Genomic DNA, 26,613 nt, shown 5'->3' with positions numbered 1-26,613 from the left:
GTCACCCGAGCTTCAGGTCCGAGTGCAACTCCCAGAACAGCAGCTCGGCGCCCTCGGGCCCGGCCACCGGGGCGGCGAAGGCCTCATCGGTGAGCCGCAGGCTGTCGCCCGCCTCCATCGACCGGCCAACCCCGCGCGGCCCCGGGATGGTGCGGTAGCCGAGCGAACCCCGGGTCAGATGCGCGTACCGCCAGGGGGCTCGGGGCAGATCGGGCAGCGGCTGGTCCGGCCCGGCGCTGACCAGGTGCAGGGCGGCGTCCGAGCGGCGCAGCCGCAGCGCCTCGCCACCGGCGTCCCGCTCCAGGCCCGAGGCGAGCAGCGTCAGCCCGTCGGCGGCCGGCTCCACCCGGCGCAGGCCGTACGAGGGCTCGGTCCCGAAGACGTCCGGCTGCAGCCACATCTGCACGAAGCGGACCGGCACCCCGGCCCCGCCGATGTTGCGCTCGGTGTGGCCGACGCCGCGCCCCGCGCTCAGGTGCTGCACCATCCCGGGGCGCACCACCCCGGCGTGGCCGTCGTCGTCCCGATGCGCGAGGGCGCCCTCCAGCACCCACGTGACGATCTCCATGTCCCGGTGGCGGTGCGTCTCGAACCCGGCGCCGGGCGCCAGGACCTCCTCGTTGCAGGCGAGCAGCGGGCCGAAGTGAACGTTCTTCGGGTCGTAGTGGCCGGCGAAGGAGAAGGCGTGCCGGGTTTCCACTCCCGGCGCGGGTGCGGAGCGGTAGCGTTCAGCGGTACGGCGCAGGTCGGCCCGGGGGCGCGCAGGGTCGGTCACCTGACCCACCGTAGCCGGTGCGCACGCGGTCTCTCCGCGCTCGCGGCCGGGGGGTGGGCGCGAAGCAGGCGCGCGGTGAGGCAGTCTTGTCCCTGTGCCAGCCCCCTCAGCTCCAGCCACCGACGACCAGAACCAGCCCGCCGGCAAGCGGTCCGCACGGCAGATCGCCACCTCCGGCGGCACCGCCGTGGAGCGCCGGCTAGCGGCCGAGCGCGCCGAGTTGCGCGCCGCCACCCTCAAGCGCCTGGAGAAATCGGCCGGCAAGCTGGCCACCGCCGCCATTGCCCGGATGGACGACCAGCTCGGCTGGTACCGCCGGATGCCGCCCGAGCACCGCTCCTGGATCGGCCTGGTCGCCCAGGCCGGCATCGCCGCCTTCACCGAGTGGTACCGCCACCCCGAGGCCCCGCAGGCGATCAGCACCGACGTCTTCGGCACCGCCCCGCGGGAGCTGACCCGGGCGATCACCCTGCGCCAGACGGTGGAGCTGATCCGCACCACGATCGAGGTGATGGAGGAGGCGATCCCCGAGGTCGCGGCACCCGGCGACGAGGACGGCATGCGCGAGTCGGTGCTGGTCTACGCCCGTGAGATCGCCTTCGCCACCGCCCAGGTCTATGCCCAGGCGGCCGAGGCCCGAGGGGCCTGGGACGCCAGGTTGGAGGCCCTGGTGGTGAACTCGCTGCTCTCCGGGGACGCCGACGAGGGCGTGCTGTCCCGGGCCGCCGCGCTCGGCTGGGGGCAGCCCAGCCAGGTGCGGGTGGTGATGGGCAGCGCGCCCGACGGGGACAGCGAGGCGGTGGTGGAGGCGATCCGGCGCGCCGCCAGGTACGCCCGGCTGCACGTGCTGACCGGGGTGCTGGGCAAGCGCCTGGTGGTGGTGGTCGGTGGCGACAAGGAGCCGGTGCACGCGGCCCGCGCGCTGATCGGCCAGTTCGCGCCGGGCCCCGTGGTGGTCGGCCCGACCGTCGCCGACCTGCTCTCGGCCACCCGCTCGGCGCACGCTGCGGCCTCCGGCCTGCGGGCCTGCGCGGCCTGGCCGGACGCCCCGCGCCCGGTGCTCGCCGACGACCTGCTGCCGGAACGCGCGCTCGCGGGCGACCAGGTGGCACGCCATCAACTGGTGGAGGAGATCTACACACCACTGGACGAGGCCGGCTCGGCACTGCTGGAGACGCTGAGTGTCTACCTGGAGCAGGCGTCCTCATTGGAAGGCGCCGCCCGGATGCTCTTCGTCCATCCGAACACCGTGCGCTACCGGCTCCGTCGTGTGACAGACGTCACGGGCTACGCCCCCTCCGACGTGCGTTCGGCGTTCACGCTCCGCATCGCCCTGGCCCTGGGCCGGCTCGAGTCCACCGGGGACTGACCCAGAGACCCTGTAGAGACCCCACAATCCGAGGTCCTTTTCTTCGTTACCGTCGCCTACCCGCCCACGGGCGCCTGGCGAGAGAGGGTTGAACCGTGCTCGTTATCGTCGCCCCTGGACAGGGTGCCCAGACTCCCGGCTTCCTCACCCCCTGGCTCGAGCTGCCCGGCATGGCCGAGCGGCTGACCGGCTGGTCCGAGGTGGCCGGCCTCGACCTGGTGCACTACGGAACCGACGCCGACGCCGATGAGATCAAGGACACCGCGGTGGCCCAGCCGCTGCTGGTGGCCGCCGGCCTGGTGACCGCCCACGCGCTCCTCCCGGAGGAGGACGCCGCCCGCGAGCTGGTCGGCGCCGTCGCCGGGCACAGCGTCGGCGAGATCACCGCCGCCGCTCTCGCCGGCGTGCTGAGCGCCACCGACGCGCTGACCTTCGTCCGCGAGCGGGGCCGGGCGATGGCCGCGGCCGCCGCGGTCACCGAGACCGGCATGATCGCGGTGCTCGGTGGCGACCCGGAGGAGGTCGCGGCCAAGCTCGCCGCGCACGGGCTGACCGCCGCGAACAACAACGGCGGCGGCCAGATCGTGGCGGCCGGCACCCTGGAGCAGTTGGAGGCCCTGCGGGCCGACCCGCCGGCCAAGGCCAAGCTGGTCGCGCTCAAGGTGGCGGGCGCCTTCCACACCGAGCACATGGCTCCCGGCGTGACCCGGCTGGCGGAGCTCGCGCCCACCCTGGCGGTCGCCGACCCGGCGGTGGCCTACGTCTCGAACAAGGACGGCGAGGTCGTCCGGTCCGGTGCGCAGGTGCTCTCCCGACTGGTCGCCCAGGTCTCCAACCCGGTCCGCTGGGACCTGTGCATGGAGACCATCGGGCAGCTCGGCGCGACCTGCGTGATCGAGCTCTCCCCGGGCGGCACGCTCACCGGCCTGATCAAGCGGAACGTCAAGGGCGTCGCGACCCTGGCCCTGAAGACCCCGGCCGACCTGGAGAAGGCCAAGGCCCTGGTGGCCGAGCACGCCGGTGAGGAGAACGCCGCATGACCCCAGTCCCCCAGATCCGTCCCGCGAGCGGCGCCGCCCACTCCCGCATCCACGGTGTCGGCGGGTACCGCCCGGTCCGGGTGATCCCCAACGCCGAGGTGCTGACCTGGATCGACTCCTCGGACGAGTGGATCCGCACCCGCAGCGGGATCACCGAGCGCCGCTGGGCCGGCCCGGAGGAGACCGTCGCCGAGATGTCGGTGCAGGCCGCCGGCAAGGCGATCGCCCAGGCCGGCATCGACCCGGCGCAGATCGGCGGCGTGATCGTGGCCACCGTGACGCACCTCAAGCAGACCCCCGCCATCGCCACCGAGATCGCGCTGCGGCTGGGCTGCGGCACCGCCCCGGCCTTCGACATCTCGGCCGCCTGCGCCGGCTTCGGCTACGGGCTGAACCTGGCCGACGGGATGATCCGCGGCGGCAGCGCCGAGTACGTGCTGGTGATCGGCGTGGAGCGGCTCAGCGACCTGACCGACAAGAGCGACCGCTCCACCGCCTTCATCTTCGGTGACGGCGCGGGCGCGGCGGTGGTCGGCCCCTCCGACACGCCCGGGATCGGCAAGGTCATCTGGGGCTCGGACGCCTCGCAGAAGGACGTGATCACCCAGACCGAGGCCTGGGACACCGCCTTCGCGAAGCCGGACGGCGTCAACGGTCCGAGCGAGCACGCCGAGCAGGGCATGCGGTGGCCCGCACTGCGGATGGACGGCCAGCCGGTCTTCCGCTGGGCGGTCTGGGAGATGGCCAAGGTGGCCCAGCAGGCCCTGGACGCCGCCGGTGTGACGGCGGATCAGCTCGGCGCGTTCATCCCGCACCAGGCCAACATGCGGATCACCGATGCCATGATCAAGGCCCTGAAACTGCCCGAATCGGTGCCGGTCGCCCGCGACATCGCCGAGACCGGGAACACCTCCGCCGCCTCCATCCCCCTCGCCATGGAGCGGATGCTGGAGAGCGGCGAGGCCAAGAGCGGCGACCTGGCCCTGATCATCGGGTTCGGGGCGGGTCTGGTCTACGCCGCGGCAGTCGTTACCCTCCCATAGGCGCGCATCGCGCCTTACGTACCGTCAACCGGCGTCGAGCATCCCCGCGAGGCGTCACTACCACTCCCAGAGGAGCAGCCAAGATGGCCAGCAAGGAAGAGGTCCTGGAAGGTCTCGCCGAGATCGTCAACGAGATCGCCGGGATCCCGACCGAGGATGTCGAGCTCGACAAGTCCTTCACCGATGACCTGGACGTCGACTCGCTGTCCATGGTCGAGGTCGTCGTGGCCGCCGAAGAGCGCTTCGACGTCAAGATCCCGGACGACGAGGTCAAGAACCTGAAGACCGTCGGTGACGCGGTGGACTACATCCTCACCAACGCCTGATCCCCCTCCGGGTGGGGGCGGCGCGCTCAACGCCTCCCCCGCCCGGGCCCCTCGCCGCTTTCCCCAGGGCGCGCCGGCCACACCCAGCCCCCGCACACGTGAGAGAAGAAGAACCAGTGACCGCTGAAAACCGCACCGTGGTAGTCACGGGTATCGGCGCCTTCACGCCGCTGGGCGGCGACGCCGCCACCACCTGGGCGGGGCTGCTCGCCGGCCGTTCCGGCGTGGCCGCGCTCACCGAGGAGTGGGCCGCCGACCTGCCGGTGAAGATCGCCGCGCGCACCGCGGTGGACCCGGGCGAGGTCCTGCCCAAGCCGCTGGCCCGCAAGCTGGACCGCTCGGCCCAGTTCGCGCTGATCGCCGCACGCGAGGCCTGGGCCGACGCCGGCTTCCAGGTCGCCGCCACCCACGAGTCCTCCACCCTGGCGCCCGAGCGCCTGGGCACCGTGATCGCCTCCGGCATCGGCGGCGTGACCACCCTGCTCGACCAGTACGACGTGCTGAAGGAGAAGGGCGTCCGCAAGGTGTCCCCGCACACCGTGCCGATGCTCATGCCCAACAGCCCCTCCGCCAACGTGGGCATCGAGGTCGGCGCCCGGGCCGGCGTGCACACCCCCGTCTCGGCCTGCGCCTCCGGCGCGGAAGCGATCGGCTACGCGATCGAGATGATCCGCACCGGCCGCGCCGACGTGGTGGTGGCCGGCGGAACCGAGGCCGCGATCCACCCGCTGCCGATCGTCGCCTTCGCCAACATGATGGCGATGTCCAAGAACAACGACGAGCCGCAGCGCGCCTCCCGCCCCTTCGACAAGGGCCGCGACGGCTTCGTGCTCGGCGAGGGCGCGGGCGTGGTCGTGCTGGAGTCGGCCGAGCACGCCGCCGCGCGCGGCGCCCGGGTCTACTGCGAGGCGGTCGGCCAGGGCCTCTCCTCGGACGCCCACCACATCGCGCAGCCGGAGCCGACCGGTTCGGGCATCGCCCGGGCGCTGGAGAACCTGTTCGCCGCCACCGACCTGGACAAGGCCGAGGTGGTGCACGTCAACGCGCACGCCACCTCGACCCCGCTGGGCGACGTCGCGGAGATCAAGGCGCTGCGCAAGGAGCTCGGCGAGCACCTCGACCACGTCACGGTCTCCTCCACCAAGTCGATGACCGGCCACCTGCTGGGCGGCGCCGGCGGCATCGAGACGGTCGCCACCGTCCTCGCGCTGCACCACCGGCAGGCCCCGCCGACCATCAACGTCGACGACCTGGACGACGACGTGGACGCGGACATCGTGCGCTTCGAGCCGCGCGCGCTGCCGAGCGGCCGGATCGTCGCGCTGAACAACTCCTTCGGCTTCGGCGGTCACAACGTGGTGCTGGCCTTCCGCAGCATCTGAACCGCCTGACGCACCACCGCCTGACGCACCACCGCCTGACGCACCACCATCTGGCGCACCGGACCGCAGAGGGGCCCCGCACCGCGGGGCCCCTCTCGCGCGCCCGGGCGGGCCGGTCAGACCACCTGGTGCAGCCAGCGCACCGGGGCGCCCTCGCCGGCGTAGCGGAACGGCTCCAACTCGTCGTCCCAGGGCTTGCCGAGCAGCCGGGCGATGTCCGCCTCCAGGTCGCTGCCCTCACTGCGGGCCCGCAGCAGCACCGCGCGCAGCCGGTCCTCGGGGATCAGGATGTCGCCGTGGATGCCGGTCACGGCATGGAAGATGCCGAGCGCGGGCGTGCTGCTGTAGCGCTCGCCCTCCGCGCCGGCGCAGGGCTCGCTGGTCACCTCGTAGCGCATCAGCTGCCAACCGCGCAGCGCGGAGGCGAGCTTGGAGGCGGTGCCCACCTCCCCCTGCCAGGAGAACTCGGAGCGCCACTGGCCGGGGGCGGCCGGCTGGCGGATCCAGTCGAGGCTGACCCGCACGTTGAGCACGCCCGCCACCGCCCATTCGACGTGCGGGCACAGCGCGCGGGGCGCGGAGTGGATGTACAGGACTCCACGTGTCGTCACCGGGACCTCCAGGCTGTGGACGAGGGTCGCCTTCCCCAGCTGCCTCGTGCCGGTGGCCGGTTGGTCCTGGGCGCCACGTGGCCGACACCTGCCCGGTTCTGACGTGCCGGCAACCCGGGTCGATCGGCGTCGAGAGCCAACCGGCGTCACGAGCCAACCGACATTAAGTCACTAACATGAGCAAAACGGACAGGCTGCAACCATGGTAGTCAGTTCCGGGGACAGGTCTACCCCTGATCGGGATCTCTCCCCCGAACGGCCCCATCCGGTGGCGCCGCGGCGGTTCCGCCACGCTATCGCGCCCCGACCCGGGCCGCCTGACGCTCCGTCGGAAGGGGGCCGCATCCGTCCGCCGGGGTCGCGCGCGCCAACGCCGCGCGCCCCGGCGAGCCTTGGCGGGCTCGGACCGGGGCGCGTTCGCTCAGCGGGCTGCCGGCGGGGCTCAGCCCACCTGGAGCGTCACCTCGATGTTGCCGCGGGTGGCGTTGGAGTACGGGCACACCTGGTGCGCGGCCTCCACCAACTGCCGTGCCTGGTCGGCCGGCAGGCCCGGCAGCTGGACCGAGAGCTCGACGGCCAGCGCGTAGCCGCCCTCGGCGTCCGGGCCGATGCCGACCCGGGCGGTCACCTCGCAGCCGGTGACATCGGCCTTGGCCCGGCGGGCCACCACGAAGAGCGCGCTCTGGAAGCAGGCCGCGTAGCCGGCCGCGAAGAGCTGCTCGGGGTTGGTGCCCTCGCCGCTGCCGCCCAGCTCCTTGGGCGGGCGGACCACGACGTCGAGCAGGCCGTCCGAGGAGGCCACCCGGCCGTCCCGGCCGCCCTCGGCGGTGGCCACGGCGATGTAAGCGATCTTGACAGGGTTGGACATGGCGCTCTCTCCCGAGAATTCGCAAAAAATGTGACAGTGAGACCGGTTGATCTGGATCAGGAAGCGAGCCGGACGACCATCTTGCCGGTGTTCTCGCCGTGCATCAGGCCGAGGAAGGCGTCCATCATGTGCTCGATGCCGTCGACGGCCGTCTCGTCGTAGTGCAGACTGCCGTCCTTCAGCCAGCCGGCCACCTCGGCGGTGAACTGCGGCTGGAGCGCGGCGTGGTCGTTCACCAGCAGGCCCTCCAGGCGCAGCCGCTTGCCGATCAGCTGCGCCAGGTTGCGCGGGCCGGCCGGCGCCTCGGTGTCGTTGTACTGGGCGATCGCGCCGCAGATCACCGCCCGGCCGTGCAGGCCCAGGGCGCCGATCGCGGCCTCCAGGTGGTCCCCGCCGACGTTGTCGAAGTAGATGTCGATGCCCTCGGGGGCGGCCTTGTCGAGCTGCTCGGCGACCGGGCCGTCCTTGTAGTTGAAGGCGGCGTCGAAACCGTAGTCGTCCACCAGCTTGGCCACCTTGGCCGCCGAGCCGGCCGAACCGACCACCCGGGAGGCGCCCTTGAGCCGGGCGATCTGCCCGACCAGCGAACCGACCGCGCCGGCCGCGCCGGAGACGAAGACCTTGTCGCCCTCCTTGATCCGGGCGACCGCCACCAGGCCGGCGTAGGCGGTCAGACCGGGCATCCCGAGCACGCCGAGGAAGTAGGAGAGCGGCGCGTGGGCCGGGTCCACCTTGATCGCGTGCGCGGCCTGGACGGTCGCGTACTCGCGCCAGCCCTGCCCGTGCAGCACCGCGTCGCCGACCGCGAAGCCCTCGGCGGCGGAGGCCACCACGTAGCCGACCGCGCCGCCCTCCATCGGCCGGTCCAGCTGGTACGGCGCGACGTAGGACTTGACGTCGTTCATCCGCCCGCGCATGTACGGGTCGACCGAGAGGAAGGCGTTGCGGACCAGGATCTCGCCCGGCTCCGGCCGGCGGACCGGGGCCTCCAGCAGCTCGACGTCGGTCTCCAGGGGCCAGCCGTTCGGCCGGGCCTTCAGGTGCCACTCGCGGGCCGTGGCGGGAATCGGCTGCTCTGCCATCGCTGCGCTCCTTGCTCTGGATTGCCACCTGAAAGGTTGAGGCGGTAAAGCAACGATGGACGTGAAAGGTTCAGATTGTCAAATATTCAGGTAGAGTCGACGGCATGGCGAACGATGAGCTGACCCGCGACGACGCGGCCCGTGAGGACGCGGCCCGCGAGGACGCGCTGACCCGCGAGGTGGTGGACCTCATGGCCGGCCTGGTCGCGATCTTCCACCGCGAGTACGAGGAGGCGGCCGCCGCCCGGTCGCTGACCGGCGCCCAGGCCAAGGTGCTCGCGCTGCTCCGACGCGGCCCGATGCCGATGCGGCACATCGCCCAGACGCTCAGCTGCGAGCCGTCCAACATCACCGGCATCGTGGACCGGCTGGAGGCCCGCGGCTTCGTCACCCGCGAGGCCGACCCGCAGGACCGCCGGGTCAAGCTGGTCGCCGCCACCGAGCAGGGCCAGGCCGCCTCGGCCGAGCTGCGCGAGTCGCTGAACTTCGCCCGCGAGCCACTGGCGGCCCTGGTCCCCGAGGAGCGGGGCACGCTGCGCGACCTGCTGCAGCGGATGCTGGTCGGGGCCGGCGGCTGAGCCTGCCGCCGCCGAGTCCGCCGCCGCCGAGCCGCCTGCCGGACAGCCCGCTGCCGGGTCGCCCGCTACGGAGCCGGCCGGGCGGCCTCGGCGCGCTCGGCGCGGTCGCCGAAGCGCCACCAGAGCCAGCGCCCCGCGCCGAGCACCAGCACGTAGCCGGCCACCACCAGCGCCAGTGAGCCGTAGGCCGCCGCCGGCAGCTCCTCGAAGCCGAGCCGCTCGCCCAGCGCGCTCGGCGGCAGCAGCAGCCCGACCGCCGCCAGCATCCCGGCCGCCCACCAGACCGGCCGCGGCGGCCGCTGCCGGGTGCGGCTCAACCGGTAGAGCACCGGCAGCGCCACGGCCTGGGTGACCAGGTTCTCCGCGAACCAGGCGGTGTGGAACATCGCCTCCGAGTTCGGCACCGAGTAGCCGCGGGTGACCCCGCGCATCGCCTCGAACATCGCGAGGTCGAAGAAGGAGTTGAGCAGCCCGAAGCCGAGCGCGAAGGCGGCCAGCGAGCCCCAGCGCAGCCGCACCGGTCGGCTGCCGGGACCGGCCGGGCGGCCGCTGACCGCGACCGAGAGCTGCGCCGCGTCGAAGCAGAGGTTCTGCAGCAGCACCTGGGCCGGCTGCATCGGCAGGAACGGCAGCAGCACCCCGCCGGCCAGCATGGAGAGCGCGTTGCCCAGGTTGCAGGAGAGCGCGATCCGCAGGTAGGCGGCCACCCTCGCGGTGGCCTCCCGCCCCACGGCCACCGCCCGGCCGAGCAGCGCCAGGTCGCGCCCGCCGAGCAGCAGGTCCGCCCATTCGCGCGCCGCGCCCACGGCGCCCGCCGTGGCGATCCCGACGTCCGCGCAGCGCAGCGCCGGCACGTCGTTCACCCCGTCGCCGAGGAAGCCGACCGAGTGCCCGGCCTCCCGCAGTGCCCGCACCACCAGTGCCTTCTGCTCGGGGGTGCAGCGGGCGAAGACCGCGCCCGCCGCGCCCGCCGCCGCGATCGCCGACCGGTCGAGCCCGGCCAGCTCGGCGCCCAGCAGCACCCGGCCAGGGGCCAGGCCCAGCCGCTCGGCCAGCCTCAGCGCGGTGCGCGGGTGGTCCCCGGTCAGCACGGTGAGCGCGACACCGCAGCCGCGCAGCAGGGCCAGCGCCGCCTCGGCCGAGTCCTCGGGCCGGTCGATCAGTTCGACGAAGCCGAGCAGGGTCAGCCCGTCCTCGTCGGCCACCCGGTGGCCGCCCAGCCGCGCCTCGCTCTCGGCCCTGGCCACCGCGATCAGCCGCAGCCCCCGCCCGGTCCGCTCGGCCACCAGCCGGTCCAGCGCCTCGCGCGCCGCCGGGTCCAGCGCCTCACCGCCGGGCAGCGCGGCACAGCGGTCGAGCAGTTCCTCCGGCGCGCCCTTGAGCACCAGCACCCGCCGTCGGCCGCCGACGGCGGCTGCCGCCCCCCGCTCGCGCAGCACGGCGCCCGACCGGCGGCGCACCGGGTCGAAGGGGATCACCTCCAGCAGCGCGCCGGGCTCGGCGGCCGGCAGTCCGGCGGCGTCCGCGGCGTCGAGCAGCGCCTCGTCCAGCGGGTCGAGCAGCCCGGGCTCGCCGTCGAGCAGCGCGGCCTCGCCGATCAGCGCCGCCCAGCGCAGCGGCTCCTGGTCCGGGCGGCCGGCCGGGTCCAGTGAGCCGGCCACCATCAGCTCGCCGGTGGTCAGGGTGCCGGTCTTGTCCAGGCAGAGCACGTCCAGCGCGCCCAGCTCGCCGACCGCCGGCAGCCGGCGCACCGGCACGCCGGCCTTGGCCAGCCGGTGGCCGCCGCGGGCCAGCACCGAGCTGACCACCAGCGGCAGCAGTTCCGGGGTGAAGCCGACCGCCGCCGCCACCGCGAACGGCAGCAGGCCGCGGCTCCAGCCGTGCAGCAGGGTGTCGGCGGTGACGGTCAGCGGGACCACCGTGACCATGAAGGCGATCAGCGTCAGCACCGCGCGGCGCATGCCGCGCTCGACCACCGAGCGGCCGCGCCCGGTCAGCGGGCCGGGCGCGTGGGCAGCGCCGAAGCGGGTCGCGGTGCCGGTGGCGAGCACCACGGCGGTGGCGCTGCCGGTGACCACGGTGCTCCCCGCGAAGCAGAGCTGCGGCGCGTCGAAGGGACCGCCACCAGGCCCGGTCGACGGCCCGTCCAGGGCGAGGCGCGGCACCGGAGTGCTCTCGCCGGTCAGCGCCGACAGGTCGAGGGTCAGGCCCTCGGCCCGCAGCAGCCGCAGGTCGGCCGGGACGGCGTCGCCACCCACCAGCCTGACCACGTCACCGGGCACCAGCTGCTCGGCCGGGACCTCCCGGGCGGCCGGCAGCTCGCTGTGCTCGGCCCGGCGCAGCACGGTCGCGGTGCTCGGCACCAGGGCCCGCAGCGAGCGCAGCGCCAGCGCCGAGCGGCGTTCGCCGCGCAGCCGCAGCAAGCAGGCGGTGAGCACCAGCGCGGCGATGGTCAGCGCGCTGCCCCAGGAGCCGATCACCGCGCAGACCACGGACAGCACGGCCAGCAGCGCGGTGAAGGGGTCGCCGAGGGCGGAGCGCAGGCGCTTGGCGGTGCTCGGCTCGGGCAGCGGCAGCACGATGTTCTCGCCGTGCTCGGCGAGCCTGGCCTCCGCCTCGGCCTCGGTGAGCCCGCGCGGGGTGGCGGCCACCGCGCGCAGCGCCGCGTGCCGGCTCAACCGGGCCGGGTCCGCGGGGCTCGGGCCTGCGGGGCCGTTCAGCGGCCGGACGGTTCGGACACCGGCCGGCGGGAGCAGGCGCGTCCCGCGCTCAGGCACCGCTGCCCCGGAAGCGGAACAGCTCGCCGCCGACCGCGCGCCCGGCCTGCGGCTGCGCCGTCCCGGCGGTGGCGAGCTTCTCCACCATCAGCCGGACCAGCGTCGCCACCTGCGGGTCGTCGACCCCGTAGACCTGACGCCGGCCCTCGCGACGGTTGGAGACCATGCCGGCCAGCTTGAGCTTGGCCAGGTGCTGGCTGACGGCCTGCAGGGTGCCGCCGACCCGGTCGGCCAGCGTGCCGACGTCGGCCTCGCCCTGGCTGAGCACCCAGACGATGTGCAGCCGCATGGTGGAGGCGAGCAGCCCGAAGGAGGCCGCCGCCTGCTGCAGCAGTTCCGGGGACGGATCGTCGGACCCGCTGACGCCCGTCATCTGGACCGCCCTCTCCCTGGTCTCCCTGGTCGTGAAGGCGCTCAGTCTAACCGCGCCGCCCCCCGGCGCGAATGGATCGCGCACGCTCCCCCTCGGGCGGGCCCCGCAGGCCGGTGGCCCGGTCAACCGCCAGGTCGTGCGAGAATTCGGCGGTCCAGAGTGCCGTGGCGGTGGGGAGTTCGTGTGATAGGCAGCCAGCGGACCGAGGGCCAGCGCGGCGCCGACCGGCGCCGCAACGTCGAGCTGGCGCTGCTCGGCTTCGCCGTCGCGCTCTGCCTCTTCGCCTACATCGACGCGGACGAGGCGATGAACGACAAGCTCCCGCCGGGCCTGCTGGTCTACGGGGTGTCGTTCACCCTGCTGACCCTGGGCGCCCATCTGGTGATGCGGCGCTTCGCACGGTACGCCGACCCGCTGATCCTGCCCTGCGCGGTGCTGCTCAGCGGCTTCGGCCTGGTGCTGCTCCACCGGCTCGACGAGTCGTACGCGATCGTGCACGCGGCCAAGGGCGACTTCCAGAAGCTGCCCTCGGCACCCTCGCAGGTGATGTGGCTCTTCCTCGCGGTGCCGGCCGCGCTCGCCCTGATCGTCTTCGTCAAGCACCACCGGTTCTTCCAGCGCTACGTCTACATCCTGATGGTGGGCGCGCTGGTCCTGCTGGCCGCGCCGGCCTTCTTCTCGGCCGACGCCGACTACGGCGCCAAGCGGTGGATCCACCTGCCGGGCATCACCGTCGAGCCGGACGAGTTCGTCAAACTCGCGATCTGTGTCTTCTTCGCCGGCTACCTGATGGTCAGCCGGGACGCGCTGGCGCTGGTCGGCCGCAAGATCTGGGGCCTGAGCCTGCCCCGCGGGCGCAACGCGGGACCGGTACTGGCGATCTGGGTGATCAGCCTGCTGGTGCTGATCTTCGAGCGCGACCTGGGGACCTCGCTGATCTTCTTCGGCGTCTTCATCGTGATGCTCTACGTGGCCACCGAGCGGACCAGCTGGGTGGTGATCGGTGTGATCATGGCGGTCGGCGGCGCGGCCGTCGTGGGCACCCTGGAGCCGCACGTGCACGGCCGGGTCGAGGCCTGGCTGCACCCGATGGACGTCTACAAGACGTACCCGAAGGGCGTGATCCCGGCGGTCACCTCGGACCAGCAGGCACAGTCGCTCTTCAGCTTCGGCAGCGGGCACATCCTGGGCACCGGGCTCGGCCAGGGGCACCCGTGGCTGATCGGCTTCGCCGGGCGCAGCGACTTCATCTTCACCACGGTCGGCGAGGAGCTGGGTCTGGCCGGGGTGACCGCGGTGCTGCTGGTCTACGTGGTCTTCTTCCAGCGCGGCCTGAAGACCGCACTGACCCTGCCCGACCCGTTCGGCAAGCTGCTGGCCACCGGCCTGGCGAGCGTCGTGGCACTGCAGGTCTTCGTGGTGGTCGGCGGCGTCACCGGGCTGATCCCGCTGACCGGCAAGGAACTGCCCTTCCTGGCCGCCGGTGGTTCCACCACGGTGGCGAACTGGCTGCTCACCGGGCTGCTGATCAAGCTGAGCGACGCGGCCGGGCGCAACGAGCTGGAGCCCGAGCCGGAGCCGACCGGCACCATCGCGCCGCCGAAGCCGACCGTCGCCGCGGCGGGCGAGAGCGGGACGCCGGTGCCGGGCCAGTCGGGACCCGGCACGGTACCGGGCACACCGCCGCCCTACGGCGCGCCGACCGTGCACGGGACGGCGACCGGGGCACCCGCCTCCGGCGCGCAGCCGACCGGCGGCGGCACCGGCACGCAGACCGTCATCCCGGCCGCCGCACCCGCGGGGACCCCGGGCTTCGGCACCCCGAACCTCGGTGCCCCGGGCTTCGGCACCCCGGGCTTCGGCACCCCGTCCGGCGCGCCGGACGGCGGCCAGGGCGGCGGCCAGGGCGGCGGCCAGGGCGGCGCCCGGCCGGAGCAGCCCGGCGCCGGCCACCCAGGGGCGGGCTGGGCGCCCGGCTACCAGGCCCAGGACCAGCTCGGCTACCAGCAGGGCTACCAGCCCGAGTACCAGCAGGGCCACCCCGCACCCGGCCACCCCGCCGGTGCGTTCGGCACCCCGGCCACGCAGCCCGGCCACCCGGCCCAGGGCGGCTACCCGGCGGACGGCCAGCCCGAGTACTTCTCCGCGCCCACCCCGCAGTACCCGCCGCACCCCGACCAGAACGGCCCGGCCTCCGGCTTCTGACCCGGCCCCGCCACGCCACGGCCGCCGCCCCCACGGGCGGCGGCCGCTGTCGTCCCGCTCGGCCGCTGTCGCCGCCCACCGGCCGCTGTCCTACCAATCGGCCGCTGCCGCCGCCCACCCGTCTGGCGGCGTTGCCAAGGCTGCGCCGCATGCCCAATACTTGCTAAATTGCGCAACTGTGCAACCGGTCACCCGACCAAGTCGTCCTATCGAGCAGCCGTACCCGGCTCGCCGGCGAGCGCACGGAGAACGCCTGATGACCGATCCCGAGCACCGCCCGGGCCAGCGGCGCGCCCGCTTGCGGCCCGGCCGACGCACGGCGCCCGATGAGCTGGAGGCGCCCGAAGGGCCCAGCCTAGAGCCGCGGCCCGGGCCGGCGGCGCACGCGAACCGCCACCGTGTCGCGCGTGTCGCCGGGCTGACCGCCGCCGTCCTGGTGCTGGCCACGGCCGGCGCCGGCTTCTGGTTCTACGAGCGGCTGGACGGCAACCTCAGCATCTTCGACAGCTCCGGGATCTCCGCCAGCCGACCGCCGACCGGGCCCAGCGACGCCTCCGGCTCGACCCCGGTCAACGTCCTGGTGCTGGGCTCGGACAGCCGGAGCGGCGGCAACGACGACCTGGCCGGCGGCGACGTCGGGGGCGGCAACTCGGACACCGCGATCCTGCTGCACGTCTACGCCGACCACCGGCACGCCGTCGCGGTCTCGCTGCCGCGCGACGCCCTGGTGGACATCCCGCCCTGCCTGCTGCCGGGCGGCCACTGGACCAGCGCCCAGCACGGCCAGATGTTCAACTCGGCCTTCGCCGTGGGCGGCTACCCGAACGGCAACCCGGCCTGCGCGCAGAACACCGTGGAGGCACTGACCGGTCTGCGGGTCGACCACACCATGGTGATCGACTTCAAGGGCTTCGCCGCGATGACCGCGGCGATCGGCGGTGTGCCGGTCTGCGTGCCCAGCGATGTGGACGGCTTCGGGATCCATCTGAAGAAGGGCCTGCAGACGGTCGCCGGCACGCAGGCACTGGCCTTCGTCCGGGCCCGGCACGGGCTCGGCGACGGCTCGGACATCGGGCGGATGCGGCGTCAGCAGGCCTTCCTCGCCGCGCTGGTCCAGAAGGTGCGGCGGCAGGGCTTCGACCTGACCACGCTGCTGCCGCTGGCCGACGCGGCGACCAGGTCGCTCACCGTCGACCCCGGTCTGGGCACCGCGATGAAGCTGGTCACGTTCGTCCAGTCCCTGCACGCGGTCGAGTTGGGCGACCTCAGCTTCGTCACCGCGCCCTGGCGCTACGCCGGCGACCGGGTCGCGCTGGTCCACCCCGACGCCGATACCCTGTGGACGCTGCTGCGCCAGGACCGCACACTGGATGGCCGGAGCACCGGGCGGCCTGCGGGCCCCAGCACCGCCGCGGGCCCGGCCGGGCCCGCCGATCCGACGCTCCCGATCACCGTGCAGAACGGCAGCGGCACCACCGGCCTGGCCGTCCGGGCCGCCGAGGACCTGCGCGACAAGGGCTTCCAGGACGTCACGGCCGGTATCGGCGGGATCGACCGCGCCGTCACCACGATCGGCTACGCACCCGGCCACCAGGCCGATGCCGAACGGCTCGCCCCGTACTTCCCCGGCGCCGACGTCCGCGCCGACTCCGAGAGCGACCCGCTGACGGTCACCCTCGGCACCGACTACGCCACCGCCCGCGCCTCGGCCGCCGCGACCGGGGCACCGAGCCCGACCGGCTCCCCGTCCCCGGGCCCCTCGCCCGGCGCGGTGCCCAGCGGGATCGCCCAGAACACCCGCCCCGCCGACGCCGACATCTGCGCCGGCGTCACCTACGGCTGAACCACGGCCGACCTGTCCGCCCTGCGAAAGGAACGACGCTGAGCATGTACTCGGGGGACCGGGGGGACCACGCGTCCACCGACACCACCGCGCTGCGGCTGGCCGCGGCCGTCGCCGAGATCGAAGGCCTGCACGCCGCGCTGCTCCACAGCACCGACCTGGGCCGCCGGCGCCGGCTGCAGGCCGAACTGGCCCGCTCCGCGGCGCGGCTGGCCGAGCTGGCCGCCGCCCCGGCGGGCCGCATCCCGGCCCAGGCGCGGCTGAACTCGCGCCGCCAGCGACGCCGGGCCGCCGTGCTGCGCGGTGCCCGCTGGCTCACCGAGCGGCTGGACTGAGCGGCTGGACTGAGCGGCTGAACGGGCTGCGGGTGGCCGGAGCAGTGAGTGCGGAGTGCGGACGCTGACCTGGCGTCAACCGACTGGTGGCGAATGCTTCCGGACGGGTGAACCTCGGCCCGGTCGGCGCCTGCGCAGGTTCCCCGTACCCTAGGGTTCTCCCTGGTGAGACCCGCAATGTGTAGGTAGGGCGGGTGGGACTCGAACCCACGACCCAGGGATTATGAGTCCTTAGGGGATTTTGATCGGCGTTCGTTAGCTCCCCCTGGTTTTCCCCGTTTTCCCAGGTCAGATGGCCTTTGATGGCCATCCCGCATCTCTAACTGTCACCGTCTTTCGTGGCCCTTCTCCAGCGCCACGTCCACTAAAAGTCCACTCAGAGCAGGGCCCGACCAGCCGTCAGGGAAGACCGAACGGCTGGCCTGCGACGCTTGCCGCCATCGAAACAGGTCTCAAGGGAGACCTCAACCGACGAAAGACGGCTTCACCCACCGGCCGGTCGGGTGAAGCCGTCTTGAGCGCGCAGCGCGAAGCTCTACGGCGATCATCTTACTGGCGCCTCACTGCACTCCGGAAGCCCCGGCCCCTATGGCAGGTACCGGTGACCGCTCAGCTGAAACCACTCGATGATCCTCGGCGCGTCAAGCCAACACCTGCTGCTCATGACGGGGAGCAGGGGATGTTGGCCGGTAGATCTTGACGAGGTAGCCGCCTCCGGGGGCGCCGCCGGATTCGTGGCGGTCACGCCGGATGGCACTGGTGATCTTGAGGGGGCCGCCAGTGGTGAACCAGTCGCTGGGGTAGGTGGCGTTGCGGTGGTGGGTGAGAAGGGCGGCGCGTTTGCGGCTGGTGCTGCCGGCGGGAGGCAGGGCGGGGAGTTGGCGCCAGGTGGGGTGGGTGTGGTCGAGGGCGTCTTCGACGGCTTCGTTGTAGTGGCGGCGGTCGGGGCCTTCCCAGTGGCAGGCGGTGCAGGCGCCTCGGCGGAGGTAGGTCCAGCGGTCGGTGGGGTCGGCGTCGGGGTTGGTGGGGTCGGGTTTCTCCCAGATCCGGTTGATGGTGGTGGCGGTGTGCTGCTCGGTGGCGGTTGGTAGGCGGATGCCGTTGAAGCCGGGGTTGCCGTAGTTGATCTCCCAGGCGGTGCGCTTGGTCTCGCGGGGGATGGTCGTGGGCAGGGAGACGTAGGCGGTCTGCCGGGCGATGGCGCCGACGGCCTGATGGGCGGTGGTCCAGGCGGTGATGGCGTGGACGCAGGCTGCGGTGTCTTCGGCGTGGGTGAGGCCGTCGCCCATGTAGATCATGACGTAGTCGCCGAGCGGGTCGCTCGGGTCGTTGAAGTGGAGCGCGCACCAGCCCTCGTGGTCCTCGGGCGGGTGGGTGATGTCGGCCTGCTCGCTGATCCAGATGCTGGTGCCGTCTGGGAGGTCGAGGGTGATGGCGCGTCCGGCGCTGTGGTCGTGGACGGCTGGGGTGTGCCCGGCGGTGATCAGGGTGTCCCACAGGAGGTGTCCGGCGATGGTCGGTTGGTCGGGGTCGGGGTGGGCGCCGAGCGGGGTGGCGAGGCGACGGCGGAGTTCGTCAAGGGCGGGCAGCACTGTCGGGGCTCTCGTTCAGGTGAGTGTGAGTTGGCCGGGTGGCGGGAGGGCGGCATGCTGGCCGCCGCGCCCGTAGGTCGGTAGTTCGATGTGGCGGGCGTGGGTGACTGTCCAGACTGCGCCCGGGCTCCGGAGGCGCTGGCGGGGTCCTGCGGGAGGTAGCCCGAGGTCGCCGGCGGTCATCGCCGCGCGGACCTTCAGGGGTTGAGGGGTTGGCCAGGTAGAGCACGGGCGGGTCGGGTCGGGAGGGTGTGCGCGTTGATGCGATGGCAGAGGCGCCGGACGTGGTCGGGGGCGTCGGCGGGACGGGTGTTGACCCAGGGGATGTGGGCCGTCTCCCGGCGGTCGCGGAGCTGCCAGCGAAGGGTGGTGTTCATGGTGATGACGAGCTGGCAGTAACGGCCGCTGCGGTTCAGGTGGAGGACGGCGCCGGCTTGGCCGTGGCTGGTGCGGTGCAGCTGTGCGGGGATTCCGGCGGCGGTGAGCGCGGCAACGATGTCGTTGCTCGGTCCCGCGTCGGTGGGCGCGGCCTGCCAGGTCTCCCGGGTTCCCCATTCCGCTGTCTCCAGCTGCTTGGGTCCGCGCCCGCTGTTGTTGGCGAGGATGAGACGGACGGCTGGGCTGTGGCGGACGTAGGCGGATAGGTCGAGGGGTTCGACGGAGATGATGGGCGCGTTGGTGACGTGTGGGCCGCGGAAGAGCCCGTAGGCGCTGCGGTAGGTGGTGGGGCCGGTGTAGGTGTGGTGTGCGGTCATGGCTGCTGCTCCAGGGTTGGGGTGTGGAGGCGTACCGGGTCGGTGATTGGCTGGCATTGGGTGGGGCAGGTCAGGTACTTCCAGGGGCGGCCGTTGGGGTAGCGGTGCTGTTCGTGGTGGCGGTCGGGGTCGGCGGTGGTGCAGCGGACGGGGAAGCGTCCTCGTGATCCGCAGTGCTGGCACAGCCCGAGGGGGTCGGTGTTGTCGGCGGTGACGGGGTGGGGGTATGGGCGGGCGGAGCCGTCGATGGGGTGTCCGGTGTCGGGGTTGAACTGGAAGAAGGGGCTGCGGGGGTGGATGGGCAGAGACCACCAGGTGTGGTGGGGGTCGCTGGTGAGGATGTGGCGGGTGTTGTGGATGGTGTGGCCGTTGTGGTGGAGGTTGGCCCAGCGGACGAACGCCCAGCCGGGGCCGGTGTGGCGGGTGTAGACGCGGGTGGCGTCCCGGCCGAGGGCGCCGGGTACGGCGGGGGCTGCTTGTTCGAGTTCGCGGCGGGTGCGGGCGATGATCACAGGGACGAGGTCGAGGGGGAGGCCGGTCAGGTCAATTTCGATGGGCATCGTGGTGTCCTTCACGTCGGGCCGGGCAGCGGCGGGGCTGCCCGGCCCAGGTTGGCTGGGTTAGGCGCTGACGCGGCGGGTGAGGGTTGCCTGGTTGGGGCCGATGTGGGCGAGGACGTGGTGGGGTTCTGGGCCGTCCTTCCACTGGAGCTGACGGCCGATGCTGATGACGTGGACGTGGAAGTCGGTGTCCGGGAACACGGCCTTGAGGTGGGTCAGGAGTTCGCTGTCGGTCTTGAGAGCTTCGAAGGTTCCGGGGGTGCCGGTGCAGCCGGTGTGGCGGCGGTTGTGTCGTCGGCTGGGGCGTAGGTGGCTGTAGAACAGGTGGCCGGTCCAGGTGCAGCCGGTCCGGCCGCAGCGCAGCTGCCAGTGGATGTCGGATCCGGGGTAGGGGTGGAGGGGGATCAGTTCGAGCTGTTCGAGGCGGGCGAGGGCGCGGCTGGCGGAGTCGGCGTTGCGGCGTCGGGTGAGGTCGAGCACGAGGGCGTGTCCTTGTTCAGTGGTGGGCGGGCTGGTAGGCGGGGATGCCCAGGCGCAGGTGGTTGTCGTCGGTGAAGAGGCGGCGGATCGCGTTGTCGCTGGTGGGTGGGGTGTGGGTGGTGCGGATGTGGTTGAACCAGGCGCCGTCGGTTCGGTGCCAGATGGTTGAGTCGTGGACGACGTGGTCGCCGTCGCGGAAGTGGGCGGGTACGTCGGGGTAGGGGATGGGCGGGAGGCTCGCCGGGTCGACGTGCTGATGGGCGGCGACGGTGACGATCTGGTTGCCGTGCTGGCGGTAGGTCCAGGGGAACTGCCAGTAGGTGGCGGGGAGGCTGGCGCTGCCGCCGCGGGAGGGCGGGGTGGTGGTGCGGCTGGTGCGCCGGTACTCGTTGCGGCCGAGGCGGGTGAGTTCGGTGAGGACGGCTCGGCTTCCGGAGCCGGTGTGCACGATCACGTCGCCTCGGCGGAGGAGGCGGGTGGGGAGGTCCATGAAGGCGTGGTGGTGTATCTGGCGGCCGGTGTTTCGTCCGGCGGGGGTGCCGTTCCAGAGGTTGATGTAGAGGGTGACGGCTTCGGCGAGGGCGGTGATGTCGGTGTGGAGGGAGTCGGGGCCGGGGGTGCGGTCGGCTCGGTGGATGGTGATGGTGTGTTCCGGCTTGGTGCGCGGGTCGCCGAGGTGGTGGATCGCTTGGAGGCCGGTTCGCTGGTCGGCGTCGATGTCGGTGTCGGTGGTGTAGTCCGAGATCCGGATGCTGGTTCCGCCGGGCAGGTTGAGGCTGATCCAGGTGCCGCCGCCGGGGGTGCGGTGGTCGTGGGTGGTGGAGTGGCCGTGCAGGTGGAGTCCTGCGCGGATGTGCTGGCCGAGGGTGAAGGTGGCGGTTGTCGTCATGTCGTCTCCCTGGGTTGGGCCGGGGGCGCGGGTTGGGTGCGCCCCCGGTTGAGTGGTCAGGCGGTTTCGGTGTTGGTGGCGCGTCGGGTGCGGGGCTTGGCCGGGGTTGCCGTCTTGCGGGCGCGGGTGGGCTTGGTGTCGGTGGGGGTCGTCGCCTTCTTCGCGGTGGTGCGCTTTCGGGTGGGCTTGGTGTCGGCGGGCGGGGTTGCCGTCTTGCGGACCCGGGTGGGCCTGGCACCGGTCGGGGCTGCGGGCGTCGTGGCTGCGGTGTGCTTTCGGGTGGGGCGGGCGGCCTTCGGGGCGCGCTGGTCCTGGAGCTGGGCGCCGGGGGCGGATGTGCCGGCGTGCTGGGTGTCGGCCGGGGAGGGCTCGGCGGCGGTCGGCTCAGTGCTGGTCGGGTCGGGGTCGGTGTCGTCCGGCTTCTCGTTGGGGTCCGCGCTGGTCGGCTCGCTGACGGGCTCGGCGACAGTCGGTGCCTCGTAGGGCTCGGCGTCGACGGGGGCGGGCTCATCGCCGGTCAGCTCGGTGTCGGTTGGGGTGGGCTCGGCCTCGGCCGGGTCTTCGGCGGGCTCTGTGTCGTCGGGGATCGCGTCGGGCTGCTCGGTGGTCTCGGTCTGCTGCTCCCAGGGGCGGTGGCCGATGCGGCGGGGCTTGGCGAGGATGGCGGGCAGGAGCCTGTCGGCGGCGGCGGTGTGGATGGTCTCGGCGAGGTCGCCGTCGAGGCCGATGAGGTGCAGCACGGTGTGGTAGCTGCGGCCGGGCTGGAGGGGCTGGAGGCCGCGAGGGATCTTTTCGGCCTTGGCGCCGGGGGCGGTGATCCACAGCTGAAGGGTGGTGCCGTCGACCCGGGCACGGGCTCCGAGGGTGTAGCCGTCGGGGTTGGTGAGGCGCAGTGTGCCGCGGTTGTCTTCGAGTTGGGGGTTGGGGGTGTAGGTGCCGAGGAGTTCGGCGAGACGGGTGACGGCGCTGTCGAGGGTGCTGGCGGTGATGATCATGTGGGTGCCTCCTTGGCGGGGTCGCCCGGCGTGGGCGGGCTGGGCGCACCCCACCTCACAAGTAAGTAATTTCTATACTCACTTGGAATAGGGTGCAGCTCTTCGTCGTCTTGCATTCAGTCCGGGGCCGGGGCGCCGCGACTGGATGATCAGGCTGGGGCTACTGGGCCCAACCGGTCTACTCTGCCCAGTAGTCGGGGTCGCTCTCGTGGCCGAAGGTACGGAAGTAGACCAGGGCGTGCCGCAGTTGCCTGGCGGCATCTTCGAAGCCGCGGTGCTTGAAGGTGGGATTCGAGCCGTAGAGGACGGATCCGGTATGGCCGATGCAGGTGAAGGCGATGATGTTGCCGTTCCAGTGGCCGGGGCGGGCGGTGACGGTCATGTGGATCTCGACATCCCATACCTTGCCGCGACTGCTGGGAGTGAGGATGAGGGTGTCGCCGTCGACCGTGACCTTGGCGGTGCTGCAGGTGTCCTTCGCGAGCCACTCGGCGAGTTCGTTGATGACCGCGGCATACATGGGACTTTCCTCTCGATCATGGAGACTTCCCCTCTTCCCTATAAGTAAATTCTATACTCATTGAGGATGTGGGTCAACTCCCTATCGCATCAACTACCGTGCTCATGCCGCCCTTTCGGCAGTGACCCCGGCGATCAGCCGCTCGGCCTGGCCGATCGCGAAGGCCATCGCCATCGCCGACTCGACCCTGTCGCGGTGCTCGAAGATCCCGGCCTTCTCCTCCAGTGCCAGGCGGGCGGTGTCCACGGGGGCGAGTGAGTCGCCGCACCACACTGTGGCGTTCTGCCCCATGCCCCACAGCATCATGTTCACCGCCGCCCCGGCCGCCGCGATCGGGTCGATCTCGGTCAGGTGCCAGCGGCAGGTCGCCGGGTCGATCTTGTGCTCGCGCAGGTGCTGCGCGGCCGCCCGCAGCATGCCGCCCGTCCCTCCTGCCGGCTCCAGGAAGGAGAACCCCGGCTCGACCTGCGAGCAGTCGCCGAGCTCCAGCCGGGCCATCAACTCGCATATCTCCGGCGGGGTGTGGAACTCCCCCAGCCACTTCTGGGAGCCGCGGCTGCGCAGGCCGGTGACCATCCACGACATCAGGTCACACTCGGCGAGGTCGTAGGGGTCCATGGAGCCGGTCACGACCAGCAGGCTGTTGGTGATCGCGGCGTGGGCCACCGCCTTCACGCAGGTCAGCTCGTGGCTGCTCAGGTCCTCCTCCATCCAGGAGGCGATCGGTGCTGCACGGTTGACCAGGTGGGGGCGGCGCATCCACCAGTACGCCCAGCACTCGCGCATCAGCTGGACGAGGTCCGCGGCGTCGAGGCCGAGCATGAAGTCCGCCTGGAGCGGAGCGTCAGGGCCCTTGCGCGGCCATAGCGACAGGGCGGCGACCACGCCGACGGGTATCTCCATCCGCCCTCCTCCGTGGTGGCGGTGCCAGGCGTCGACGGCGGCTTCGGCGATCCGTTGGGCGGTCTGCTGCGGCCTGAGGTTGCAGGGGACGGGGTAGCGCCGAAGTGCGGGCTTCGCCGTGGGCGCGGGACCGGGGGTGCTCGGCGTCGGCTGCGGGGCGGGAACCGGGGTCAAGCGGGGGCGGGTCCGTACTTGTGCGGCCGGCATCTGGAAGTCATCGTCGTCGTCGGGCTGCTGGGCGAAGAGGTTGAGCTGCGGCATCGGGGTGTCCTGTGGCTTTTGGGCATGGAAAGGCCCGGCCGGTCACGTCTGGGCGACCGGCCGGGCCGCCTGGGATGGGGTGGGGCGTGTCGGGTCAGTTGGCGCCGGCGAGGCGCTGCGCCTGCGTCTCGACGAGGTGGCGGGCGATCCGCTTGGCGAACCCCTTGGTGCATTCGCCGCCTGCCGCCAAGCGGCTGGTGAGGGCGAGGGTCGTCTTGGTCGCCTGGTCGTGGTCGTGGCTGTTCAGGTACTGGGCGGCTGCGGTGACCTGGGTTTGCAGGCCGGGCATCGCATCGGCGAGGCCGGGCCCGTCGTGGAAGAGGCTGCGGCCCCTCGGGTACTCGCCCGGGTATCCGCCCATGCTGGCCATCGTGGTGGTGTCCCTCCCGGTCAGGCCGCCGCTGGGCGCGGCGCCCAGCTGTCGAGGGTGTGCAGGAGGTGGGCGGCGGCTCGCCCGTAGTGGCCGCCCAGGGACAGCGCGCAGTGCGCGTAGAGGGCGGTCAGCGTGGTGTCGCTCAGGCGGGCGCGGTGCTCGGCGCGGGTCATGTCCCGCATGGCGGCGGGTCGGTTGTCGTAGGCGGTGGTGATCATCACCTCCAGTGCGTGGCGGGCGGCCTTGTCGACCTGCGGGTTGACGTGCAGCCGGGTGGCGGTCGCGGTCAGAGCCGCGTCCAGGCTGGCTGTCACCGCGCACCCGCCGTCGCGTTGCCGCCTGCCTCGCGCCGTGCGGCCGGGCGGGTGTGTTCGGCGCCGGCGCGGTCGGTGCGGTGGTGGTGGAGCAGCGGGTTCGCGTCGAGTGCGGACTGCACCCGGGCGGCCAGGAACTCGACGTGGCGGATGTCGCGCAGGTGCGCCGCCTCGTGGAACAGGTCGGCGTAGGCGAAGAACTGGGCGGTCTCGTGGAACTGGGCGAGGTCGAGGTGGGTCCAGGCTGGCGGGCGCCTGACCCAGGCGACCGTGATGGCGTGCTCGACAAGGAGGTGGGCGCCGTCGGCGGCCGCCTCGCACAGCTGGTGGAAGGCGATGGTGACTGCGACGGCGGGGCGGTGGTGTTCGTGCACCGGGAGTTCTTCGACGCAGGCCAGGCGGGGCTGGGACATGGCAGGTTCGCCTTTCGCTGGTGGGGGGTGGTCCCGGCCGCCGGTCGGCGGCCGGGACCGGGGCTGTCAGTGGGTGCGGTTCGTGCCGCGCAGGCGGTTGTCGAGGAGCAGGGCGCGGCTGATGGTGGAGACGAGTTCACCGATGCGGTCGAAGTCGGCGTCCACGTCGAGGGCCTGGCGCACCAGGTCTGCGTAGTGGAAGTGCGCGACAAGGTCGTGGAACTGGCTGAAGGTCAACGGCTCCAGAATGTTGGGGCGTACCGACCAGGCGGCGGTGATGGCGTGCTCGGTGAGAGCGAAGGAGTTCTGGCTGAGACCGGGGCCGACGCGGTGGTGGAGGAACGCTTCAAGGATGGGTAGGTGATGGTGCTCGGGGCCTCGGACCTCGACGGCGATGAATCCTTCGGTGGCGATCTGAGCCATGGGGTCTACCGTTCTTGGGAGTTGGCCGCCCCTGGGCGGGGCGGCAGCATGCAGCAGGCGGTCAACTGTGCTGCTGGGGAAGGTCGCTGAGTTGCGAGTCGGCCCCCTGACGGCGGGGTGTCTACACCTCGCTGCCGTGTGCGGCGGCTCGTGCCGCCGTGGCGGCGACCAGGCGCTCGTTCAGGGTCTCGTCGGCGGCGTGCTGTGCGTCGAGTTCGAGGGTGGCGCATGCGTGTGCCTGCGGGAGGGTGTGGGCCTGGACGATCAGCACCCCGACGCCGGCTTCGCGGATCGCCGCTTCGTCCTCGTCGGTGGGTTCGCTGCGGCTGATGCTCACGATCTCCCTCTCGCCCTTGACGGTCACGGTCCACGTGTACGTCTGCGGCGGCGCCGTCGCCTGGCCGTCCTGCCCGTCGAGGTGGGCCTGTGCTGCGGAGTCGATCGTGTCGATGTGCAGGTGGGGCTGGTTGGGCCCGTGGGTGACCTGGTCGAGGGCGACGAGGGCGCCGTTGACGTGGCCGGAGATGACGGTGTGCCCGGTGAGGGTGTTGCGGTCGATGATCAGTCGGGTGCGGGCAGGCTGGTCCTCGGCGAGGGTGGTGTCGATCGCATGCTGGCTGGTGGTCGTCAAGACGGCGGTGAGTGCGAGGAGTTCACTCAGGTGTGCCATCGGTGCGGAGGTGGTCATCGTGCTGTTCCGTTTCGGGTGCGGGTCGGTCAGCGGCTGAGCTGGCGGTTCTGGGCGATCAGCGTCTCGGTGTGGGCGGCGAGGTAGTCGGCGTGCCGAAGGTCCCCGTACAGGCGAAGCGCCTCGCAGAACAGCTCGCCGTAGTGGAAGTGCAGGGCGGTGTCTCGGTATTGGCCCAGGTGCAGGCGGCGCAGCGTGGCCGGGCGGTGGGCCCAGGCGACGGTGACGGCGTGCTCGACGAGGAGAGCGGCGCTGTGGACGAGGTTCAGGCACGCTCCGTTGTGGACGATCAGCGAGACGACCTTGGGCAGGTGGTGGAGCGGCACGAAGTAGAGCTCGTCGGCGAGGCTTTCAGCTGCGCGGGCTCCGGCGATGATGATCGGCATGGCGGGGCTGTTCCTTTCGGTGCGGGGTTGGTGGGCGCCCGGCCGCCTGCTGGGCGGCCGGGCGGGAGGTGCAGGGGTCAGCGGTTCAGCTGGGGGTCGCTGACGAGGGCGAAGGTGACGTCCCCGGCGAGGGTGGCGACCTTGTCCATGTCGGCACGCAGGTCGAGGGCGCACCGGTAGAGGTCCGCGTAGTAGCGGTCACGGACGACATCGTGGAACTGGCGGAAGGCCAGGGCTCGGTAGGTGTCGGGGCGGAGAGCCCAGGCGGTGGTGATGGCGTGCTCAACCATCCCGAAGGCGACGGCGATGGTGCCGGGGCCGATGTTCTCGGTGGAGGTGATGGCCTCCAGGATGGTCAGCTTGTGGTGCTCGGGGCCGCGGATCTCGATGATTCCGGCGATGGTCATGGACTCGATGTCGGGCGTGGTGGTGATTGGGTTCTCCGTGGGTTTGT

Annotated in this window: 30 protein-coding genes; 9 read left to right on the top strand and 21 right to left on the bottom strand. The window is 72.4% G+C overall.

Annotated elements, in window-relative coordinates:
* Position 1: 1 nt before the first annotated feature.
* Complete coding sequence (locus tag OG455_RS27985; RefSeq protein WP_266298346.1) at positions 2-775, bottom strand: pirin family protein; 774 nt, start codon at positions 773-775, stop codon at positions 2-4.
* Between the two features lie 187 nt (positions 776-962).
* Between OG455_RS27985 and OG455_RS27980 the strand changes: the two genes are divergently transcribed.
* The 5 genes from OG455_RS27980 (at position 963) to fabF (ending at position 5,935) form a co-directional block, all read left to right on the top strand.
* The gene (locus OG455_RS27980) at positions 963-2,144 is read left to right on the top strand and encodes a CdaR family transcriptional regulator (protein WP_266300976.1); all 1,182 of its coding nucleotides are present in this window, start codon (positions 963-965) and stop codon (positions 2,142-2,144) included.
* Positions 2,145-2,239: 95 nt separating this feature from the next.
* Positions 2,240-3,184, top strand: a complete 945-nt coding sequence (locus tag OG455_RS27975) for an ACP S-malonyltransferase (RefSeq protein WP_266298344.1) — start codon at positions 2,240-2,242, stop codon at positions 3,182-3,184.
* Positions 3,181-4,227 (top strand): beta-ketoacyl-ACP synthase III, encoded by a 1,047-nt coding sequence (locus OG455_RS27970; protein ID WP_266298342.1) that lies wholly within the window; start codon positions 3,181-3,183, stop codon positions 4,225-4,227. The genes OG455_RS27975 and OG455_RS27970 overlap by 4 nt, the downstream gene beginning before the upstream one ends.
* A gap of 83 nt (positions 4,228-4,310) precedes the next feature.
* A complete protein-coding gene (locus OG455_RS27965; protein ID WP_266298340.1) occupies positions 4,311-4,553 on the top strand; it encodes an acyl carrier protein in 243 nt (80 codons plus the stop codon).
* Positions 4,554-4,669: 116 nt separating this feature from the next.
* Entirely contained in the window at positions 4,670-5,935 is a 1,266-nt protein-coding gene (gene fabF / locus OG455_RS27960; RefSeq protein ID WP_266298338.1) for a beta-ketoacyl-ACP synthase II, read from the top strand.
* Positions 5,936-6,051: 116 nt separating this feature from the next.
* On the opposite strand, the gene OG455_RS27955 is transcribed toward fabF, so the two are convergent.
* The 3 genes from OG455_RS27955 to OG455_RS27945 all read right to left on the bottom strand — a co-directional run bounded on the left by OG455_RS27955 (position 6,052) and on the right by OG455_RS27945 (position 8,496).
* A complete protein-coding gene (locus OG455_RS27955) occupies positions 6,052-6,546 on the bottom strand; it encodes a DUF3145 domain-containing protein (protein WP_266298336.1) in 495 nt (164 codons plus the stop codon).
* A gap of 442 nt (positions 6,547-6,988) precedes the next feature.
* Positions 6,989-7,414 carry an organic hydroperoxide resistance protein gene (locus OG455_RS27950; protein WP_266298334.1) on the bottom strand — a complete coding sequence of 142 codons (426 nt, stop codon included), beginning with the start codon at positions 7,412-7,414 and terminating at the stop codon, positions 6,989-6,991.
* Between the two features lie 56 nt (positions 7,415-7,470).
* A complete protein-coding gene (locus tag OG455_RS27945; protein ID WP_266298332.1) occupies positions 7,471-8,496 on the bottom strand; it encodes an NADP-dependent oxidoreductase in 1,026 nt (341 codons plus the stop codon).
* A 104-nt stretch (positions 8,497-8,600) separates the two neighbouring features.
* Here OG455_RS27945 and OG455_RS27940 point away from each other — a divergent pair, with 104 nt between their 5' ends.
* Positions 8,601-9,074, top strand: a complete 474-nt coding sequence (locus tag OG455_RS27940; RefSeq protein ID WP_266298330.1) for a MarR family winged helix-turn-helix transcriptional regulator — start codon at positions 8,601-8,603, stop codon at positions 9,072-9,074.
* A 65-nt stretch (positions 9,075-9,139) separates the two neighbouring features.
* Here OG455_RS27940 and OG455_RS27935 read toward each other — a convergent pair whose 3' ends face one another.
* The gene (locus OG455_RS27935; RefSeq protein WP_266298328.1) at positions 9,140-11,752 is read right to left on the bottom strand and encodes an HAD-IC family P-type ATPase; all 2,613 of its coding nucleotides are present in this window, start codon (positions 11,750-11,752) and stop codon (positions 9,140-9,142) included.
* A gap of 91 nt (positions 11,753-11,843) precedes the next feature.
* The gene (locus OG455_RS27930; protein ID WP_266298326.1) at positions 11,844-12,224 is read right to left on the bottom strand and encodes a metalloregulator ArsR/SmtB family transcription factor; all 381 of its coding nucleotides are present in this window, start codon (positions 12,222-12,224) and stop codon (positions 11,844-11,846) included.
* 183 nt (positions 12,225-12,407) lie between these two features.
* On the opposite strand from OG455_RS27930, the gene OG455_RS42130 reads away from it, so the two are divergent.
* The 3 genes from OG455_RS42130 to OG455_RS27915 all read left to right on the top strand — a co-directional run bounded on the left by OG455_RS42130 (position 12,408) and on the right by OG455_RS27915 (position 16,607).
* The gene (locus OG455_RS42130) at positions 12,408-14,429 is read left to right on the top strand and encodes an FtsW/RodA/SpoVE family cell cycle protein (RefSeq protein ID WP_323185585.1); all 2,022 of its coding nucleotides are present in this window, start codon (positions 12,408-12,410) and stop codon (positions 14,427-14,429) included.
* Positions 14,430-14,685: 256 nt separating this feature from the next.
* Complete coding sequence (locus OG455_RS27920; protein WP_266298324.1) at positions 14,686-16,272, top strand: LCP family protein; 1,587 nt, start codon at positions 14,686-14,688, stop codon at positions 16,270-16,272.
* Between the two features lie 44 nt (positions 16,273-16,316).
* Positions 16,317-16,607 (top strand): hypothetical protein, encoded by a 291-nt coding sequence (locus OG455_RS27915; protein ID WP_266298322.1) that lies wholly within the window; start codon positions 16,317-16,319, stop codon positions 16,605-16,607.
* A 641-nt stretch (positions 16,608-17,248) separates the two neighbouring features.
* Here OG455_RS27915 and OG455_RS27910 read toward each other — a convergent pair.
* The 15 genes from OG455_RS27910 to OG455_RS27840 form a co-directional block, all read right to left on the bottom strand.
* The gene (locus OG455_RS27910) at positions 17,249-18,199 is read right to left on the bottom strand and encodes a DUF6349 family protein (RefSeq protein WP_266298320.1); all 951 of its coding nucleotides are present in this window, start codon (positions 18,197-18,199) and stop codon (positions 17,249-17,251) included.
* Between the two features lie 197 nt (positions 18,200-18,396).
* Positions 18,397-18,954: a hypothetical protein gene (locus tag OG455_RS27905; protein WP_266298318.1), complete on the bottom strand. Its 558-nt coding sequence runs from the start codon at positions 18,952-18,954 to the stop codon at positions 18,397-18,399.
* Entirely contained in the window at positions 18,951-19,514 is a 564-nt protein-coding gene (locus tag OG455_RS27900) for a hypothetical protein (protein ID WP_266298316.1), read from the bottom strand. The genes OG455_RS27905 and OG455_RS27900 overlap by 4 nt, the downstream gene beginning before the upstream one ends.
* Before the next feature lie 60 nt (positions 19,515-19,574).
* Complete coding sequence (locus OG455_RS27895) at positions 19,575-19,994, bottom strand: hypothetical protein (RefSeq protein WP_266298314.1); 420 nt, start codon at positions 19,992-19,994, stop codon at positions 19,575-19,577.
* A 16-nt stretch (positions 19,995-20,010) separates the two neighbouring features.
* Entirely contained in the window at positions 20,011-20,883 is an 873-nt protein-coding gene (locus OG455_RS27890) for a hypothetical protein (RefSeq protein WP_266298312.1), read from the bottom strand.
* Positions 20,884-20,939: 56 nt separating this feature from the next.
* Entirely contained in the window at positions 20,940-21,878 is a 939-nt protein-coding gene (locus OG455_RS27885) for a hypothetical protein (protein WP_266298310.1), read from the bottom strand.
* A gap of 178 nt (positions 21,879-22,056) precedes the next feature.
* Positions 22,057-22,398: a hypothetical protein gene (locus tag OG455_RS27880; RefSeq protein ID WP_266298308.1), complete on the bottom strand. Its 342-nt coding sequence runs from the start codon at positions 22,396-22,398 to the stop codon at positions 22,057-22,059.
* A 102-nt stretch (positions 22,399-22,500) separates the two neighbouring features.
* Positions 22,501-23,562, bottom strand: coding sequence for an N-6 DNA methylase (locus OG455_RS27875; protein WP_266298307.1), 1,062 nt, complete (start codon positions 23,560-23,562; stop codon positions 22,501-22,503).
* A gap of 94 nt (positions 23,563-23,656) precedes the next feature.
* Positions 23,657-23,923, bottom strand: a complete 267-nt coding sequence (locus OG455_RS27870) for a hypothetical protein (protein WP_266298306.1) — start codon at positions 23,921-23,923, stop codon at positions 23,657-23,659.
* Positions 23,924-23,952: 29 nt separating this feature from the next.
* Positions 23,953-24,249: a hypothetical protein gene (locus OG455_RS27865; protein WP_266298305.1), complete on the bottom strand. Its 297-nt coding sequence runs from the start codon at positions 24,247-24,249 to the stop codon at positions 23,953-23,955.
* Complete coding sequence (locus OG455_RS27860) at positions 24,246-24,662, bottom strand: hypothetical protein (protein WP_266298304.1); 417 nt, start codon at positions 24,660-24,662, stop codon at positions 24,246-24,248. The genes OG455_RS27865 and OG455_RS27860 overlap by 4 nt, the downstream gene beginning before the upstream one ends.
* A gap of 66 nt (positions 24,663-24,728) precedes the next feature.
* Positions 24,729-25,085, bottom strand: a complete 357-nt coding sequence (locus OG455_RS27855; protein ID WP_266298302.1) for a hypothetical protein — start codon at positions 25,083-25,085, stop codon at positions 24,729-24,731.
* Positions 25,086-25,206: 121 nt separating this feature from the next.
* Positions 25,207-25,773, bottom strand: coding sequence for a hypothetical protein (locus tag OG455_RS27850; protein ID WP_266298300.1), 567 nt, complete (start codon positions 25,771-25,773; stop codon positions 25,207-25,209).
* A gap of 29 nt (positions 25,774-25,802) precedes the next feature.
* A complete protein-coding gene (locus OG455_RS27845; RefSeq protein ID WP_266298298.1) occupies positions 25,803-26,159 on the bottom strand; it encodes a hypothetical protein in 357 nt (118 codons plus the stop codon).
* A gap of 77 nt (positions 26,160-26,236) precedes the next feature.
* Positions 26,237-26,566 carry a hypothetical protein gene (locus OG455_RS27840; protein ID WP_266298296.1) on the bottom strand — a complete coding sequence of 110 codons (330 nt, stop codon included), beginning with the start codon at positions 26,564-26,566 and terminating at the stop codon, positions 26,237-26,239.
* Between the last annotated feature and the right edge of the window lie 47 nt (positions 26,567-26,613).

This window comes from Kitasatospora sp. NBC_01287, from assembly GCF_026340565.1.
Lineage (GTDB): Bacteria > Actinomycetota > Actinomycetes > Streptomycetales > Streptomycetaceae > Kitasatospora.
Note: the sequence above shows the minus strand (reverse complement) of the source record. Positions and strands in the feature narration are given on the sequence as shown.

Excerpts from the sequence above, each read along its gene's own strand:
- OG455_RS27970 (WP_266298342.1), top strand. The coding sequence starts at position 3,181 with ATGACCCCAGTCCCCCAGATCCGTCCCGCGAGCGGCGCCGCCCACTCC.
- OG455_RS27965 (WP_266298340.1), top strand. The coding sequence starts at position 4,311 with ATGGCCAGCAAGGAAGAGGTCCTGGAAGGTCTCGCCGAGATCGTCAAC.
- OG455_RS27950 (WP_266298334.1), bottom strand. The coding sequence starts at position 7,414 with ATGTCCAACCCTGTCAAGATCGCTTACATCGCCGTGGCCACCGCCGAG.
- OG455_RS27945 (WP_266298332.1), bottom strand. The coding sequence starts at position 8,496 with ATGGCAGAGCAGCCGATTCCCGCCACGGCCCGCGAGTGGCACCTGAAG.
- OG455_RS27940 (WP_266298330.1), top strand. The coding sequence starts at position 8,601 with ATGGCGAACGATGAGCTGACCCGCGACGACGCGGCCCGTGAGGACGCG.
- OG455_RS27930 (WP_266298326.1), bottom strand. The coding sequence starts at position 12,224 with ATGACGGGCGTCAGCGGGTCCGACGATCCGTCCCCGGAACTGCTGCAG.
- OG455_RS27920 (WP_266298324.1), top strand. The coding sequence starts at position 14,686 with ATGACCGATCCCGAGCACCGCCCGGGCCAGCGGCGCGCCCGCTTGCGG.
- OG455_RS27915 (WP_266298322.1), top strand. The coding sequence starts at position 16,317 with ATGTACTCGGGGGACCGGGGGGACCACGCGTCCACCGACACCACCGCG.
- OG455_RS27905 (WP_266298318.1), bottom strand. The coding sequence starts at position 18,954 with ATGACCGCACACCACACCTACACCGGCCCCACCACCTACCGCAGCGCC.
- OG455_RS27900 (WP_266298316.1), bottom strand. The coding sequence starts at position 19,514 with ATGCCCATCGAAATTGACCTGACCGGCCTCCCCCTCGACCTCGTCCCT.
- OG455_RS27890 (WP_266298312.1), bottom strand. The coding sequence starts at position 20,883 with ATGACGACAACCGCCACCTTCACCCTCGGCCAGCACATCCGCGCAGGA.
- OG455_RS27885 (WP_266298310.1), bottom strand. The coding sequence starts at position 21,878 with ATGATCATCACCGCCAGCACCCTCGACAGCGCCGTCACCCGTCTCGCC.
- OG455_RS27880 (WP_266298308.1), bottom strand. The coding sequence starts at position 22,398 with ATGTATGCCGCGGTCATCAACGAACTCGCCGAGTGGCTCGCGAAGGAC.
- OG455_RS27875 (WP_266298307.1), bottom strand. The coding sequence starts at position 23,562 with ATGCCGCAGCTCAACCTCTTCGCCCAGCAGCCCGACGACGACGATGAC.
- OG455_RS27870 (WP_266298306.1), bottom strand. The coding sequence starts at position 23,923 with ATGGGCGGATACCCGGGCGAGTACCCGAGGGGCCGCAGCCTCTTCCAC.
- OG455_RS27860 (WP_266298304.1), bottom strand. The coding sequence starts at position 24,662 with ATGTCCCAGCCCCGCCTGGCCTGCGTCGAAGAACTCCCGGTGCACGAA.
- OG455_RS27855 (WP_266298302.1), bottom strand. The coding sequence starts at position 25,085 with ATGGCTCAGATCGCCACCGAAGGATTCATCGCCGTCGAGGTCCGAGGC.
- OG455_RS27850 (WP_266298300.1), bottom strand. The coding sequence starts at position 25,773 with ATGACCACCTCCGCACCGATGGCACACCTGAGTGAACTCCTCGCACTC.
- OG455_RS27845 (WP_266298298.1), bottom strand. The coding sequence starts at position 26,159 with ATGCCGATCATCATCGCCGGAGCCCGCGCAGCTGAAAGCCTCGCCGAC.
- OG455_RS27840 (WP_266298296.1), bottom strand. The coding sequence starts at position 26,566 with ATGACCATCGCCGGAATCATCGAGATCCGCGGCCCCGAGCACCACAAG.